This window comes from Streptomyces sp. H27-C3 (genome assembly GCF_030063415.1).
Lineage (GTDB): Bacteria > Actinomycetota > Actinomycetes > Streptomycetales > Streptomycetaceae > Streptomyces.
The window spans coordinates 121,855-135,866 of sequence record NZ_JASITA010000009.1; the positions used below are offsets into that span (position 1 = coordinate 121,855).

Genomic DNA, 14,012 nt, shown 5'->3' on the forward strand with positions numbered 1-14,012 from the left:
CGGCTCCTCGTCTTCCGTCCCCACCTCAGCCCTGCCCGTACCTCGCGGCCACGGCATGGAACGCCTCCTTGGGCTCCCAGCGCGTCTCTCCTCGGGCCCCGCTCGGCGTTGCCTCCGGCATCTCGTCGAGCATGCGCACCACGCCGTACGACGACGCGTCCAGCTCGCCCACCTTGCCGAACCCGGCAAAGGTGAACCAGAGCGCGGTGTCCACGCCTTCCTCCTCGAAGACATCCAAGAGGTCGTTGAAGTAACGGACTTGCTCACCCTCGTCCGCAACCACACCCTCCGGCACCTGCCAGGCCATGCCACCGCGCTCGGCCGCGCCCCGGTACGCGCACGTCCCGTACTCGATCACAGCGACGGGCTTGCCGTGCTTGAAGTGCTCGCGGATCTCGGCGCGGAACGTCTCGGTGTTGTACGCGGCCCGGTACGCGTCGACGCCGACGAGGTCGAACGGCCCCCAGTCGATGAACTCCCAGGGCCCGGCGACGTAAGTGATCCGGCCGCCGAAATGTTCCCGTACGACGGCGGCAGCCTCACGAAGGAACCCGTTGAGCCGCTCCAGCACGGGCCCGAGCGACCTCCACCAGTCCATGTCGGCGCCGGCCATGGCGCCCAGGCGATCCCCGTACGTCGCACCGGGAATGAACCCGTTCCCGAAGCTGCTGATCTCGCACCCGGCAACGAATACGACCTCGGCCCCGCCCACCCGTACCGCTTCGGCCCGCTGCGCGCAGTCCGCGAAGAACGGCAGCATCTCCTCGGCTGATAGGTCCACCGGGAAGGGCGCGAACCAGACCTCAAGCCCAACCCCGGCCGCGACCTCCGCGGCGACACTCAGCCGCGGCGGTTACGACCTCGGGGGTAATAGGGCGTGGATCAGCGAGTGGCGTCACGCGGCTTCGCGTCCAAGGCGGAGGAGGGAGGCGACGCGGAGCGTCGTCGACCGACGACAACGCCGGAGGCGGAGTCGCAGGGCGTCGGGAGCCCGCGCGCCATTGCCCCGGGGGTCGTTAGTGGTTCGAAGCGGCGGCGGGGTGTGCTGGTGCGGACGTTGCGGGCGACGTTTCGCGGAATCTCCTCCTCGCGTACCGCATGCTGCAAGGCGGACTCGAGTGCGGAGCGCACGTAGGCCCAGGGGCAGCGGCGAAAGCTGCTTGGAGCAGTACTTTGCGGACGTTTTTGGCGGTGAGCTTGGCGAGCGCTCTTCCGCGCGGGCTGTGCGCCGCGTCACGGCGCGGTGGGGCCGTACACCGTTTCTGCGGCGCGTGACCTCGGCGTGCTGCGCATCGTACCGACCGGACCCCCGGCGCCCGTGCGCCGGGGGTCCTTCGCGCCCCGGGCCACGGAAGGGGGTCTGGGTACCGCCGCTGGTCCACGCCTGCGAAATACTGGCCGCGCTGCGGCAACGGCCGTCGCTGAAGGAAACTTTCACGATGGGGAAAGCTCGCGATGAGTGCTGACGTGCACGGAAGTGGGGGAGTGGGCGGCCGCCGGGCTCCGGAGGGGGAGGCCGGCAGCGGTGGTGTGGACCACGAATTCCTGTCCCTGGAGCGGGAGCTGGCGGTGTTCCTGCGCCGGGCCCGCGCCGCGTCCGGCGACATGGCCCGCGAGGTCCATCCCGAGCTGGAGCCCGCCGCGTACGGGCTGCTCGTACGCCTCGACGAGGCCGACCGGCAGCGGGCCACCGAGCTGGCCGCCTGGTTCGGCGTCGGCAAGGCGACCATGAGCCGGCAGCTGCGCGCGATGGAGGACCTCGGCCTGGTGACCCGCGAGCCCGACCCGGCCGATGGGCGGGCCTCGCTCGTGGCGCTGACCGACGGGGGGCGCGAGCGCTTCCGCCGGGTACGGGACGCACGCCGAGCGCGGTACGTACGCAAGCTCGCCGACTGGGACCGCCTGGAGGTCGCCGAACTCGCCCGGCTGTTGCATCAGTTGAACAGCCGGGCCGAGAGCTGACGGCGGGGCCGGGCCCTTCGGACGGCCGGGGCGAGGGTGACTGCGGCCACCGGGGAGAGGGGCAACCCCCGCACGGCCGCCGGACCCGGAGCTGAGCCCCGCACGGCCGCCGGGCGCGGCCGGACCGGCAGGCGGCGGTCACTCAGAGCTCCGCGTAGACCACTGCCGCGTCGTCGTGCTTCTTTCCGCGACGCACGACGCCCGGCTCGGCCGCCGCGTCCTCCAGGGCCCGTACGCGGTCGATCAGGCCCTGCGGGCCCTCCTTGCGCAGCAGGCCCAGGCAGTCGGCCCAGTCGCCCTCGCCGAAGGTCTCGACCCAGCGGCCCGCGCCGTCGCTGAGCGCCGCCACCGTACGCACCTGCTCACGCGGTCCCGCCCCCGCCACGGCGCGCGCCGCGACCTCGGGATCGGCCGCCGCGGTGAAGAAGCCGCCCGGCGCGTTGCGCAGGGCGTCGGTCGCGGCGTGCGAGGCGAGCACCTCGGGCGGGACCAGGTCGAGCCGGTCGTCGAGCACCGCGCGGACCGTGCCGTCCGGGGACTCCAGAAGCAGCGCCGAATCGGACAGCACCAGATGTTCGACCTGGTCCGCACCCCAGCGCGCCATGACCACCGTCGCCTGAGGCGTGCGTGAGTGAGAAAGATCACAGGTGTGACGATGGGCGTCCGAGGTGCGCCGGATCGCCTCCGCGAGGATCTCACGGAGGGTCAAATCCCGTCGAGAAGCGGACAAGTGGTGCAGTGCGCCACCGAGCCGTGCGGTGAACCACGGGACCGAATGCACGCAACCGTCGTCGCCCGCCGGGGGTGTCACCCCGTCCAGCAGTACGAGGGCCCCGCCCTGACCGGCGGCGGGCAGGGCGACAGCGACCCAGTCCTCATTGGGGCGTTCGGGATCGCCGGGGGCCGTGGCAAGTTCGATGCGCATGGATCCAGTTTGCGGGAGGCCGGGCGAGGGGCCGGGCGGCGGGCCCGACGTCACCCGCGCGGCCCCGGTCGGCTCGTACCGGCAGCCCGAGGGGTGAATATCGCCCGGAATGAGGGGCTCCGGGAAGCTGCGGGGGCGCATCTTGCCAAAGCCTGCGCGGAAGTTCCAACCGGCGCCCCGCGCGGCCGTTGAGCGGGACTGTTCGAGACTTGTTCGCCAACTCCGGAGTGCTGTTCACTCGTTCGGGTGGCGGAGTGGTTGATGCGCGCCTCCCTCCCAAAAGCACTGGAATGGTCTGAAGCCGTTCCTGGGTGGGGGCGCTCTCTTGTGTGACCAGGCGTCACCTCGGCCACATGGGCAAGACGAGTCGAGCAAGATTGCGAGCACCGGTGCAGAAGAAGCGGCCTCGGGGCGTTAGCGGTAATGGCGAGCGGACCGAACGCACCGTACGGGTACGCAGTCGGCTTGTTGCCGGCGTGGCCGTCGTCGGCGTCACCGTCCTCGCGGCCGGTGCGCCCGCCATTTTCCATGCCTCCTCCGAACTCTCGGAGTCCCAGAGCCTGGTCACCCTCGCCGAGCTGAACCGGCAGGCCGTCACCCTCGCCCACTCCCTCTCCGACGAGCGCGACGACGTCACCGCGTACATCGCGGCCGGGCGCGAAGAGGCTGACGCGGACCAAGGCGACCCGGACCAGGGGGACGAGGGCTCAGGCGCGGGCGCAGGGGCGGAATCCGGCGCGAACAAGTCCGCCAAGGCCCTCTCGTCCAGCCGCAGCGCGCGCGTCGACCGGCAGCTGGACGAGATAGAGGCCGCGGCCCCCGCCTCGCTGCGCCGCGACCTCGCCCGCATCCCCGGCATTCGCAGGGACGCCCTCACCGGTGAAGGCACCGCGCTGGAGGCCCACAAGGCGTACACCGAGGCGATCCAGAAGCTGCAGGACCTCGCCGAGGAACTCGCCGACAGGACGCCGCCGCGCGCCGCCGAGGCGACCCGCGCGCCCTCCGCGCTCGGCCAGGCCGTCGAGCAGGCCGCAGCCACCCGGGGGCTGCTGATCGCCGCGCTGTCCGTGCCACGCGAGAACACCGGCAGCCGCGTCGACCCCATCACCGGGCTCCTGGTGCCGATACAGGAGAGCAAGACCTCCGAGAGCGCCCGTACCCGCAACGCGCTGAGCGCCGCGGCTCAGCAGTCGCGGGTACGTGAACTCGCCGCCCTCGCCGACTTCGACCAGGCCGCGGGGCCCAAGTCCCGGCAGTCGCTCAAGACCACGGTCACCGGCAGCGAGGTCAGGACGGCCGAGCAGTACCTGGCCCGCCTCACCGACCAGCCCCAGCTCTCCAACTCGGAGCTCGGCACCGACCGTCGCAAGGCGGAGGCCGCGCTGTCGGCCCGTATCGACCTGATGCGCGGCGTCGAGTCCTCGCTCGGCTCGGCGCAGGTCCAGCGGCTGGAACTGCTGCGCGACGACGACGTCACCGCGCTGGAGATCCGGATCGCGCTGGCCGGGCTCCTCATGATCATCGCGGTCGGCGTCAGCACGGCCGTCGCCCGTACGCTCACCCAGCCGCTGGCCGTACTGCGGCTCGGTGCGGCCCGGCTGGCCGCTGAGCCCGAGCCGGCGAGCGCCGAAGCCGGGGAGGCCGCCGGCCCCGAGGCCGTCGAGCCGATCCGCTTCACCGGGCGCAACGACGAGTTCGCCCAGGTCGTACGGTCCCTCAACACGCTGCACGCCAGGCTGGCCGAGACCGGCGCCCGCGCCGAGAAGCTCGCCGCCGACCGCACGCACCTGATCGGCCAGCGCGAGAGCCTCGCCGCCGACCGCACCGCACTCCAGGGGCAGGCGGCCGAGGCCGCCGCACAGCTGGAGCGGCTGCGGCACACCGTCCACTCCACCTTCGTCAACCTCTCGCTGCGCACGCTGGGCGTCGTCGAGCGCCAACTGGGCGTCATCGAGGGCCTGGAGGAGCGCGAGCAGGACCCCGAGCGGCTCTCGACCCTCTTCAAGCTCGACCACATGGCGACCGTGATGCGCCGCCACGGCGAGAACCTGCTGGTCCTGGCCGGTACGGAACAGGGACCCGGCCATGCGGGCCCGGTGCCGCTCGTCGATGTACTGCGCGCCGCCGTCAGCGAGATCGAGCGGTACGAGCGGGTGGCGATCCAGTCGCTGCCGCCGCACTCCCACGTCGCGGGCTTCGCGGCGAACGACCTGAGCCACCTCCTCGCGGAGCTCCTGGAGAACGCCACGTCCTTCTCGCCGCCGGACTCCAAGGTCCAGTTCTCCGGCTGGCTGCTGGAGAACGGCGAGGTCATGCTCTCCGTCCAGGACGAGGGCATCGGCATGCCGGAGGCCCGGATCGCCGAGCTGAACGCGCGCCTCACCGAACCGACTTCGTACGAGCCCGGGGAAGGCACCGACGGCGGGATCGGCCTGCACGTGGCCGCGCTGCTGGCCGCGCGGCACGGCGTACAGGTACGGCTGCGGGAGCAGAAGCAGGGCGGGGTCGCCGCTGTGGTCGTACTGCCCGGTGCGCTGCTCCCCACCGCACCGTCGGTGGCCGCGCCGCCGAGCGTGACGGTCGCGGGGGACGCGCCGGCGCTGAACCTGCCGGGCTCGGTCGCGGAGGCGAACTCCAACGCACTGCCGGGGCGTTCGGCGACGCCGGGCACTCCGGCGGCGCCCGAGGCCGTGGACGAGGACCCGCTGGTCACAGCGGCGGAGCGGACGCTCCGCGAGGTGGCGGCGGTGCGACTGGCCGAGGAGGGGAGCGTGACCGACTCCGCTCCGGTGCGCCAGGGCTCGGATACGACGGACGCGCCGAAGTCGTCCGAGATCGACCCGGGTCCCGAGCCGGTGCACGAGAACACGGACCTTGAGCTGGATGCCCGCACCCGGGGCGAGCGTGCCGCGGCGGCGGCCTTCGATCCGTACGCCATCGGGCCCGACACGCACGAGCGTGTCCGTGACGGAAACGTCCCGCAGGACGAGCCATTGGCCGACGAAGGCCCGGCTGATGACCCGCTGGCCGATGAGCCGCTGATCGACGAACCGACCTGGACCATGCGGCTCCCGAAGGTGCCCACCGAGGCCGCTGAGGCCGCTGAGCCCGCCGTGCCGACGGTGATCGAGAGCACGCCCGCGGAGCCTCACTCCGCGGGCTTCGAGGCCGAAGTACCCTCGTCCGCATCTGCCTCTGCGTCTGCGTCCGTACAGGAATCGGCCACGGATACGGATGCAGGCGCTGACGCGTCCGCCCCCACCCCGTGGGAGCGGGTCACCGACAAGGGGCTTCCCAAGCGGACCCCCAAGGTGCTCCAGTCCGGCGCCGCGGAGCCCGCGGCCCGCACCGGCAGCGTCGACGCGGACGCCCTGCGGCGGCGTCTCGGTGGCTTCCAGCAGGGTGCCAACGAGGGCCGGCGCGACGTAGAAGCAGAGATCTCAAGCAGTTCAACCAACGGGGACCGTACTGAGACCGAGGGGGACACCGTTGAGGAGGCCCGTAGTTGACTGCATCGAGCACATTCGGACTGAGCAGCGAAGCCCGTAATCTCCACTGGCTGTTGAGCAATCTCGTGGAGGAGGTGCCGGGTCTCCTCTCGGTCGCCGTCGTGTCCTCCGACGGGCTGCTGCTCCTGTCCTCGGACCCGGAGCGGGCCGTCGGCCCTGCCGCCGCGTTCGCCCGGCAGGACGGCCCCAAGGGGTCGAGCGCGGACCTGGCCACCATCGTCTCCGGCCTCGCCAGCCTCACCCAGGGCGCCGCGAAGCTGATGGACGGCGGGGGCGTCAAGCAGACGATGATCTCGATGGCCGACGGCAGCGTATTCGTCATGTCGATCAGTGACGGCTCGCTGCTCGGCGTCCATGCCACGCCCGACTGCGACATGAGCGTCGTGGCGTACCACATGGCGCTCTTCGTCGGCCGCGCCGGTCACGTCCTCACCCCCGAACTCCGCAGCGAGCTGCGCAAATCGATGGAGAGCGCCCTGTGACGACGTCACACACCGTCAAACTCCCGGTACGGGGCGAGGGCCGTCGGCCCGCCCGCGTACGCCCGTACTCGCTCACCGGCGGCCGTACCCGCTTCACGCACGTGCTGCTCGTCGAGACCTTCGTGGCCGCACTCGAAGGGCCCGAGGACCGGCGCGAGCTCACCGGCGGCGGCCTGCAGCGCGTCATGCCGGAGATGCGGGCCATCGTCGAGCTGTGCCGCCGGATGCGCACCGTCGCGGAGATCTCCGCGCTGCTGAAGATGCCGCTCGGCGTGGTGCGCGTGCTGCTCAGCGACTTGGCCGACCAAGGAAAGATCCGTGTGTACGGGACCGGGCACGGCACCGGCCAGCCCGACCGCGCGCTGCTAGAAAGGGTGATGAGTGGACTCCGTCGTCTCTGACGTCCCTGCCGTCTCCGAGACACCGTCCATACCGGTGCAGCCGCTGCCGCCCCAGGCGGAGGACGGCGCCCGGGACTGGCAGACCGACCGCACCCGGGCCCCCATCGCCACGAAGATCGTGGTCGCGGGCGGCTTCGGCGTCGGCAAGACCACCTTCGTCAAGGCGGTCTCCGAGATCACCCCGCTGGAGACCGAGGCGGTGATGACCACCGCCGGCGAGGAGATCGACGACCTCTCCGCGACGCCGGACAAGCTCACCACCACCGTCGCGATGGACTTCGGCCGCGTCACCCTGGCCGACGATCTCGTGCTGTACGTCTTCGGGACGCCGGGTCAGCAGCGCTTCTGGTTCATGTGGGACGACCTGGTACGGGGTGCGATAGGCGCCGTCGTCATGGCGGACACACGGCGGCTCTCGGACTGCTTCCCCGCCCTCGACTACTTCGAGAGCTGCGGGCTGCCGTACATCGTCGCTGTGAACCATTTCGAAGGCACACCGGGGTACGAGGTCGACGACGTGCGGGAGGCCCTGACGGTGCCGTCGCACATACCGGTGGTGATCATGGACGCGCGCAACCGGATCAAGGTCGTCGAGTCACTGCTGGCCCTGGTCGGCCACGCGCTTGCCGCCAGCCCCGAGTAACCACCCGCCATTCGCGAAACGCAGTACGCAAAACGCAGTACGTCACACGCAGCAGGTCACACGTAACGGAGAACCCGCCATGCGGAAGATACTCATAGTCGGAGCCGGCCAGTCCGGGCTTCAGCTCGCCCTCGGGCTCCAGTCCCGCGGGTACGAGGTCACCCTGATGTCCAACCGCACGGCGGACGAGATCAGGACCGGCCGGGTCATGTCGACGCAGTGCATGTTCGACACCGCGCTCCAGCACGAGCGCGACCTCCAGATCAACTTCTGGGAGTCGCAGGCCCCCCTCATAGAGGGCGTCGGCGTCTCGGTGGCCGCGCCGGACTCCTCGCGTGCCGTCGACTGGGTCGGCAAGCTGGACGGTTACGCCCAGTCCGTGGACCAGCGCGTGAAGATGGCGGGCTGGATGGACACGTTCGCGCAGCGCGGCGGACAGTTGGTCATCCACGGCGCGGCCGTTTCCGACCTGGACTTCTTCTCCCGTACGTACGACCTGGTCATGGTGTCGGCGGGCAAGGGCGAGCTGGTCTCCATGTTCGGTCGGGACGCGTCGCGTTCCCCGTACGACGCTCCGCAGCGCGCACTCGCCGTGGCGTACGTGCACGGGCTCGGCCCGCGCCCGGAGCACCCGGAGTTCGACGCGGTGCGCTGCAACCTGGTGCCGGGGGTCGGCGAGCTGTTCGTGATGCCCACCCTCACCACGTCGGGCCGGGCTGACATTCTCTTCTGGGAGGGCGTCCCCGGCGGCCCCGTCGACGCGTTCAAGGGCGTCAAGAACCCCTCGGAGCACCTCGCGCTCACGCTGGAGCTCATGGAACAGTTCCTCCCGTGGGAGTACGCGCGCGCCACGAAGGTCGAACTGACCGATGCCAACGGGACACTGGCCGGCCGGTACGCCCCGACGGTCCGCAACCCCGTCGGCCGGCTGCCGGGCGGCGGCCTGGTGCTCGGCGTCGCCGATGTGGTGGTCGCGAACGACCCGGTCACCGGGCAGGGCTCCAACTCGGCTGCCAAGTGCGCCGCGTCGTACCTCGACTCGATCGTCTCGCACGGGGACGGCGCGTTCGACGAGTCCTGGATGCAGACCACGTTCGACCGCTACTGGGACAAGGCCCAGCACGTCACCAAGTGGACGAACGCCATGCTGGGCGTTCCGCCGGAGCACGTGCTGAACCTGATCGGCGCGGCGGGCCAGTTGCCGCCGGTCGCGGACCGCTTCGCGAACGGCTTCAACGACCCCTCGGACTTCGAGAACTTCTTCTACGAGCCGGACAGGACGAACGCGTACCTGAAGGAGGCGACGGAGGCCTTGACCCCCCGTTCCTGACTGATGGCTATCGGGCGGGCCCAGGTCACTTGGGCCCGCCCGGCTCATTTCAGCCGGTCCGGCAGGCCACGCGCGCCCGGGCCGCTTCGGGAATCCCCGCGTGCCTGGCCCACCCCGTCCCTCTCAGCCCGTCCGGCGTTCGAGGGTCGGGGTCCGGGGCGGAGCCCCGTCACGTGGCGGCAGCCGCACCATGTCAGCAGCGGGAAGGGGCGGGTAGGGGAATGTCACGCCCCCGGCGCCCCCACCTCCCCGTACCCCGCGTCAGACCCGCCACCGACGGCTTCCCGAGGCAGCGCCGGCGGCGCATAGGCGCCCGCGTCGAGCGACTTCATCAGCGGATCCGGCCGCACCGCGCCGAGCAGTGGATTCGACGCGATCGGCGAGACCTTGACGCGCGTATCCGGCCGCGGGGCCTGCACCACCATCCCCTTGCCGAGGTAGATCGCCACATGAGTGGCCTTGGGGAAGTAGATCACCAGGTCCCCCGGCCGCAGCGCCCGCAACGACACCTTCGGCAGCTGCCGCCACTGCTCCTGACTGGTCCGCGGAATGGTGCGCCCCGCATGCGCCCACGCCTGCGAGGTGAGCCCCGAGCAGTCGAAGGACGCAGGCCCCTCCGCGCCCCACACATACGGCTTGCCGAGCTGCCGTACGGCGTACTCCACCGCCTCGCCGCCCTGCTTGGACGGTGGCCTGGCCGTCGCCGCCGCGCTGCCCAGCGCGCCCGAGGTGACCAGCTCCCGCTGCGCCGCACCCGTGCTCCGCGTCTCCAGCACCGCCAGGTCCGCGAGTTGGTCCTCGGTCAGCGAGGCGAGCAGCGCCTCGACCTTCTTGAGCCGCACGCCCACCGCGTCGCGCTGTTCCTTCTGCTTCTTGGCGAGTGCCTGCTGCACGCCGAGCGCGCGGCGCTCGGTCCGCGCCAGCTCGACGGCCCGCTTCTCGCCGCTCTCCAACCGGGAGATCGTCGCGGCCCGGTCGTCGGCCGCCCGCTGGAGCACATGCCCCTGGTGCAGGGCGTACTGCGGGTCCTTGGCCAGCAACAGCCGTAGATAGGGCGAGAGTTCGGTGCGCCCCTGGTACTGCTCGCGCGCCAGCCGGCCCGCCGTGCCCCGGCTCCCGGCCAGGGTGAACCGGAGCTTGGACAGTCCCGAGGTCACCTTCTTGACCTCGCGCCGCTGCTCCTTGACCGCCTGGTCGGTCGCCTTGTACGTCTCGCCGGCCTCCTCGGCCTGCTGGTACAGCCGCCGGAGTTCCGTCAGCAACTCGGCGACGCTCCTGGACCCGTCGAGCGGGTCGGACCGGTCCGCGGTGTCGGACGCGGCGGGAGCGGCGGGCACACCGAAGGCGTCGGAAGCGGCGGAAGGGCCGGGCGCATCGCCGACACCCGGTCCATCGGATACGCCAGGCACATCAGACTCACCCGGCGCATCGGACCCACCCGGTACGTCCTCACCCGGCACCACTTCCCCCGGCACACCGGGCACCGGCTCCAGGGGGGCCGCGACCGCGACGGTCGCGGCGGGCACCACCGCGAACACCGTGGCCGCCGCCAGCGCCACCGTCCGTACGGACTGGGAGAGCCTTCCTGGCACGTCATCACCTCCGGTTGCGGGCCGGACAGTCCGGCTCACGGCGATGATGCGCCGACGATGACGGGGTGACCTGGTGAGTGGGCGGGTTGGGGCAACCAGGTCACCCGTCGAGGGGGAAGGCGCCGCACCTCCGGCGCGCCTCCCCGCTCAGAACGCGGGGCGTGCAGTCACCCCGCCGCCCCGACCGCCTCAGTCGACTTCGAGCGCGTAGTACGTGCGGTCGCGCCAGACCACGGCGAGCCCGCTCCCCGCGGCCAGCGCCCGGTAGGCGGGCGCGACCTTGTCCTTGCCGTCGTCCGGCTTGCGGACCCCCGCGTCCTGGAACTTCCACAGCCGCCCGCCGTCCTCCGCGGAGAACGCCGTGACCTGGGTGGATTCGACCGCGAGCGCGGTGCTGCCGGTCGTGGACAGCACAACACGCGGTCTTTCGCGCGGCCCGACGCCCTCCGTCGACCGCTTCCACAGGGTGGCGCCGGTCGCCGCGTTCACGGCGTACACGTCGTGGAAGGAGTTCGCCGCGTACAGCGTGCTGTCCCGCAGTGTTCCCTTGGCGAACGCGTGCGGGGCCGTACCGCCCAGCTGCCACTTCCGCTTCCCGGTGCGGGTGTCGTAGGCGTGCAGATCGTCGCCCACGGACGCGTACAGCAGGTCCGAGGAACCGGCGCCCATGACCGTACTGTCCGGCTTGAGCGGCCCGACGGGCCTGCTCCACAACCGCTTGCCGCTCTTGCGGTCGAAGAGCATGAAGGCGGCCTTGTTCTTGGCCTTCTTCTTCTGCTTGGGGGTGAGGGACTCGGTGTCCTGGCGCACGAGGATGCCCTCGGGGCGGACGGCGACCGCGTCGTAGCGCGGGCCGTTGGCTTTGTGCTCGTGCGGTACGGGCGTGCGCCACAGCTCCTCGCGCGCCGCCATGTCGTACGCGAACAGGTAGGCCCGTTCGCGGGGCTTCTTGCCGGTCGTCTTCCTGGTGAGCCCGGTGAACCAGACGACGGGCCCGTCGGAGGCGGCCACGTTCGAGATCCGCAGGCGGTCACCCTTCACCAGGGCCTCGGCGTAGCGGACCCGGTGCCCGACCTTGCCGTCCTTCGCCGAGAGCCACAGGAACTCGCTGTCGGTCACGACCAGGCACAGCTCGTCGTCGACGGCCACCGGCAGGTGGATCGCGGAGGCGTCCGGCTGCTCCCACAGCTGCCGGCCGGTGCGCAGATCCACGCCGACCGTCTGCTTGCCGCCGGGTACGAACAGCACGCGGTCCCGCCAGATCATGGCGCCCGGTGTGCCGGGCGGCTCCGACACGGGGTGCTGGTAGGCCCAGCGCGGCGCCTGATAGAGGCCGGGCAACGGCCGCTTGCTGGGCGTCGGCGGCCTGGGGGCGGGCCTGGGAGTGGGCGCGGGGTCGTCCGAGGCGAAGGCCATCACGCCGCCCCCACCGAGGACCAGCCCCGCTGCGCCCGCCACGACCCCGGTGAGCAGGGACCGGCGGTCCACGCCACCGGATCGGCCCGGTCCGCCCGCGCCTGCGCCCGCGGCTGGGGCCGGGCGCGGGGCCGGGCGCGGGGCCGGGGGAAGCGCGGGAGGCAGGACGGGCCGCTCGGGCCGGATGTAGGCGGGCGCGGCCACCTGCGCGGGGGCGGGCGCGGGCTCCTCGGCAGCGCGTACCAACGGCAGCGTCTGATGCGACACCGGCGCTTGCGCCGGAACCCGCCCGGCGTCCTGCGCCTGCGCCGGGGTCTGCGCCGACACCTGGTCCTGGGCGGGCACTTGGTCCTGGGCGGGCACCTGGTCTTGAGTCGGCGCCTCGATCCGGGCCGGTACCTCGATCCGGGCCGGTACCTCGATCCGGGCCGGCGCCTGAACTGCCACCGCGGCCACCGCCCGCCGGTCCTCCGGCGCTTCCCCCGCCTCCGGCGCTTCACCCGCCTCCGGCGCGGACGCCCGGGAGGCCTGCTCCGCGAGTGCCGTCACCAGCGGTTCGGGGAGCCAGCCGTCGCGTGCGAGCGCCGCGGCGCCTTCCAGGGCCAGCTCGGCCGCCACCGAGCCCGGGGTGGGCCGGGCGGCCGGGTCCTTCACCAGGCAGCGGCCGATCAGTTCCCGCAACTCCTCGGGTACGCGGCCGAGTTCGGGATCGGCATGCGCGATGCGTTCGGCGGCCGTCGCGTCAGGGCCCGCCGAGAACGGGGTCGCGCCGGTTGCCGCGTACGCCAGCAGCAGCCCCAGCACGAAGAGGTCGGATGCGGGGCCGGGCTCTTGGCCGGCCAGCTGCTCCGGGGTGAGGTAACCGAGCCGTACGGACAGTTGCCCGCCGGGCCCGGCCGCGGCCTGCGCCGCCGCACCCAGCGCCCCGAAGGCGGTCAGGCGCGGCCCGTCGGAGGCCAGCAGCACGGTGTCGGCGGCGAGGCCGTGCAGTACGGCGCCCGTGGCATGCACCCGCGACAGGGTCTCGGCGAGAGCGGCGCCCAGTATGCGCACCGACCGCTCGGGCAGCGGCCCGGCCAGCGTGATGGCCTCGCCCAGGGTCAGCGCGGGCACGTACCCGCTCGCCGTCCACAGCTCGGGCCCGTCGTTACGGCACTCCAGCGGCGCCTGCACCCAGCCCCCGGCCAGCCGCTCCGCGGTCCGTGCCTCCGCGGCGAAACGCCGCCGGAACGCGGCCACCCCGGCCAGTTCCGGCCGCGCGACGGCCACCACGACGGTGGAGCCGTCCGGGCCGTGGGCCAGGTACTGCACGGCGCTCGCGGTCTCACGCAGGCGCAACAGTGCGGCGTACGGACCGATTTGGCGTGGATCGTCCTGACGCAGCGCTTCCAAGGCGCACCCCCCGTGGTCCGTGCCGGGGTCGCTCAGTCGGCCACATCGGCCACAACCGGCACAGCGGCCGATCTTATGTGCTGCTGTCGGGCTTCGACCAGGGCCACTTCAGCTCACGCCGCCCACGTCCGTCCGGCGCGTACTCGTACTTCCAGCCCCGCTGGAGCCCCAGCCGCTTGGAGTACCCGGCGGGGACCCGCAGATACGCGTACACGGTCGGCGCTCCACCCGCGTCGTCCGGCACGGGCACCTCGTACCACTTCGGCGGCTGCCCGGTCGGCCCCACAAGGACCGGCAGCACCCGCCCGTCCAGGGGGCCGCCCACGAAGGGCGTGTTCTCGCTTCTCACCCGGCCAGTCT

11 protein-coding genes and 1 pseudogene are annotated in these 14,012 nt (G+C 72.2%); 6 read left to right on the forward strand and 6 right to left on the reverse strand.

Translation table 11 applies throughout. The annotated features are described in order from the left end of the window. Window positions 1-25: 25 nt before the first annotated feature. Together QMK30_RS11390 and QMK30_RS11395 are read right to left on the reverse strand one after the other, a co-directional pair. A complete protein-coding gene (locus tag QMK30_RS11390; RefSeq protein WP_283517326.1) occupies window positions 26-781 on the reverse strand; it encodes a glycoside hydrolase family 113 protein in 756 nt (251 codons plus the stop codon). A gap of 221 nt (window positions 782-1,002) precedes the next feature. Next, window positions 1,003-1,168 (reverse strand): annotated as a pseudogene (locus QMK30_RS11395) (site-specific integrase); the annotation flags it as partial. Window positions 1,169-1,455: 287 nt separating this feature from the next. Between QMK30_RS11395 and QMK30_RS11400 the strand changes: the two are divergent. Next, window positions 1,456-1,962 (forward strand): MarR family winged helix-turn-helix transcriptional regulator, encoded by a 507-nt coding sequence (locus tag QMK30_RS11400; RefSeq protein WP_283517327.1) that lies wholly within the window; start codon window positions 1,456-1,458, stop codon window positions 1,960-1,962. Between the two features lie 142 nt (window positions 1,963-2,104). Here QMK30_RS11400 and QMK30_RS11405 read toward each other — a convergent pair whose 3' ends face one another. Then, window positions 2,105-2,887, reverse strand: a complete 783-nt coding sequence (locus tag QMK30_RS11405; RefSeq protein WP_283517329.1) for a hypothetical protein — start codon at window positions 2,885-2,887, stop codon at window positions 2,105-2,107. A gap of 389 nt (window positions 2,888-3,276) precedes the next feature. Here QMK30_RS11405 and QMK30_RS11410 point away from each other — a divergent pair, with 389 nt between their 5' ends. From QMK30_RS11410 to QMK30_RS11430, 5 genes are all read left to right on the forward strand, one after another. Continuing rightward, entirely contained in the window at window positions 3,277-6,396 is a 3,120-nt protein-coding gene (locus QMK30_RS11410) for a sensor histidine kinase (RefSeq protein WP_502963119.1), read from the forward strand. Beyond that, window positions 6,393-6,878, forward strand: a complete 486-nt coding sequence (locus QMK30_RS11415) for a roadblock/LC7 domain-containing protein (RefSeq protein ID WP_283517330.1) — start codon at window positions 6,393-6,395, stop codon at window positions 6,876-6,878. Before QMK30_RS11410 ends, QMK30_RS11415 begins: the two co-directional genes overlap by 4 nt. Continuing rightward, window positions 6,875-7,279 (forward strand): DUF742 domain-containing protein, encoded by a 405-nt coding sequence (locus QMK30_RS11420; RefSeq protein ID WP_283517331.1) that lies wholly within the window; start codon window positions 6,875-6,877, stop codon window positions 7,277-7,279. Before QMK30_RS11415 ends, QMK30_RS11420 begins: the two co-directional genes overlap by 4 nt. After that, window positions 7,260-7,922: a GTP-binding protein gene (locus tag QMK30_RS11425; protein WP_283517333.1), complete on the forward strand. Its 663-nt coding sequence runs from the start codon at window positions 7,260-7,262 to the stop codon at window positions 7,920-7,922. Before QMK30_RS11420 ends, QMK30_RS11425 begins: the two co-directional genes overlap by 20 nt. Window positions 7,923-8,001: 79 nt before the next feature. Next, a complete protein-coding gene (locus QMK30_RS11430) occupies window positions 8,002-9,252 on the forward strand; it encodes a styrene monooxygenase/indole monooxygenase family protein (RefSeq protein ID WP_283517335.1) in 1,251 nt (416 codons plus the stop codon). A 224-nt stretch (window positions 9,253-9,476) separates the two neighbouring features. Here QMK30_RS11430 and QMK30_RS11435 read toward each other — a convergent pair whose 3' ends face one another. The 3 genes from QMK30_RS11435 to QMK30_RS11445 all read right to left on the reverse strand — a co-directional run bounded on the left by QMK30_RS11435 (window position 9,477) and on the right by QMK30_RS11445 (window position 14,001). Then, entirely contained in the window at window positions 9,477-10,844 is a 1,368-nt protein-coding gene (locus QMK30_RS11435; protein WP_283517337.1) for a C40 family peptidase, read from the reverse strand. A gap of 189 nt (window positions 10,845-11,033) precedes the next feature. Then, window positions 11,034-13,652, reverse strand: coding sequence for an outer membrane protein assembly factor BamB family protein (locus QMK30_RS11440; RefSeq protein ID WP_283517339.1), 2,619 nt, complete (start codon window positions 13,650-13,652; stop codon window positions 11,034-11,036). 73 nt (window positions 13,653-13,725) lie between these two features. After that, the gene (locus QMK30_RS11445) at window positions 13,726-14,001 is read right to left on the reverse strand and encodes a DUF8847 domain-containing protein (protein ID WP_283517341.1); all 276 of its coding nucleotides are present in this window, start codon (window positions 13,999-14,001) and stop codon (window positions 13,726-13,728) included. Window positions 14,002-14,012: the final 11 nt, after the last annotated feature.

What these genes read in the sequence shown, in the direction of transcription:
- QMK30_RS11430 (WP_283517335.1), top strand. Translation starts at nt 8,002, where the DNA reads ATGCGGAAGATACTCATAGTCGGAGCCGGCCAGTCCGGGCTTCAGCTC.
- QMK30_RS11400 (WP_283517327.1), top strand. Translation starts at nt 1,456, where the DNA reads ATGAGTGCTGACGTGCACGGAAGTGGGGGAGTGGGCGGCCGCCGGGCT.
- QMK30_RS11405 (WP_283517329.1), bottom strand. Translation starts at nt 2,887, where the DNA reads ATGCGCATCGAACTTGCCACGGCCCCCGGCGATCCCGAACGCCCCAAT.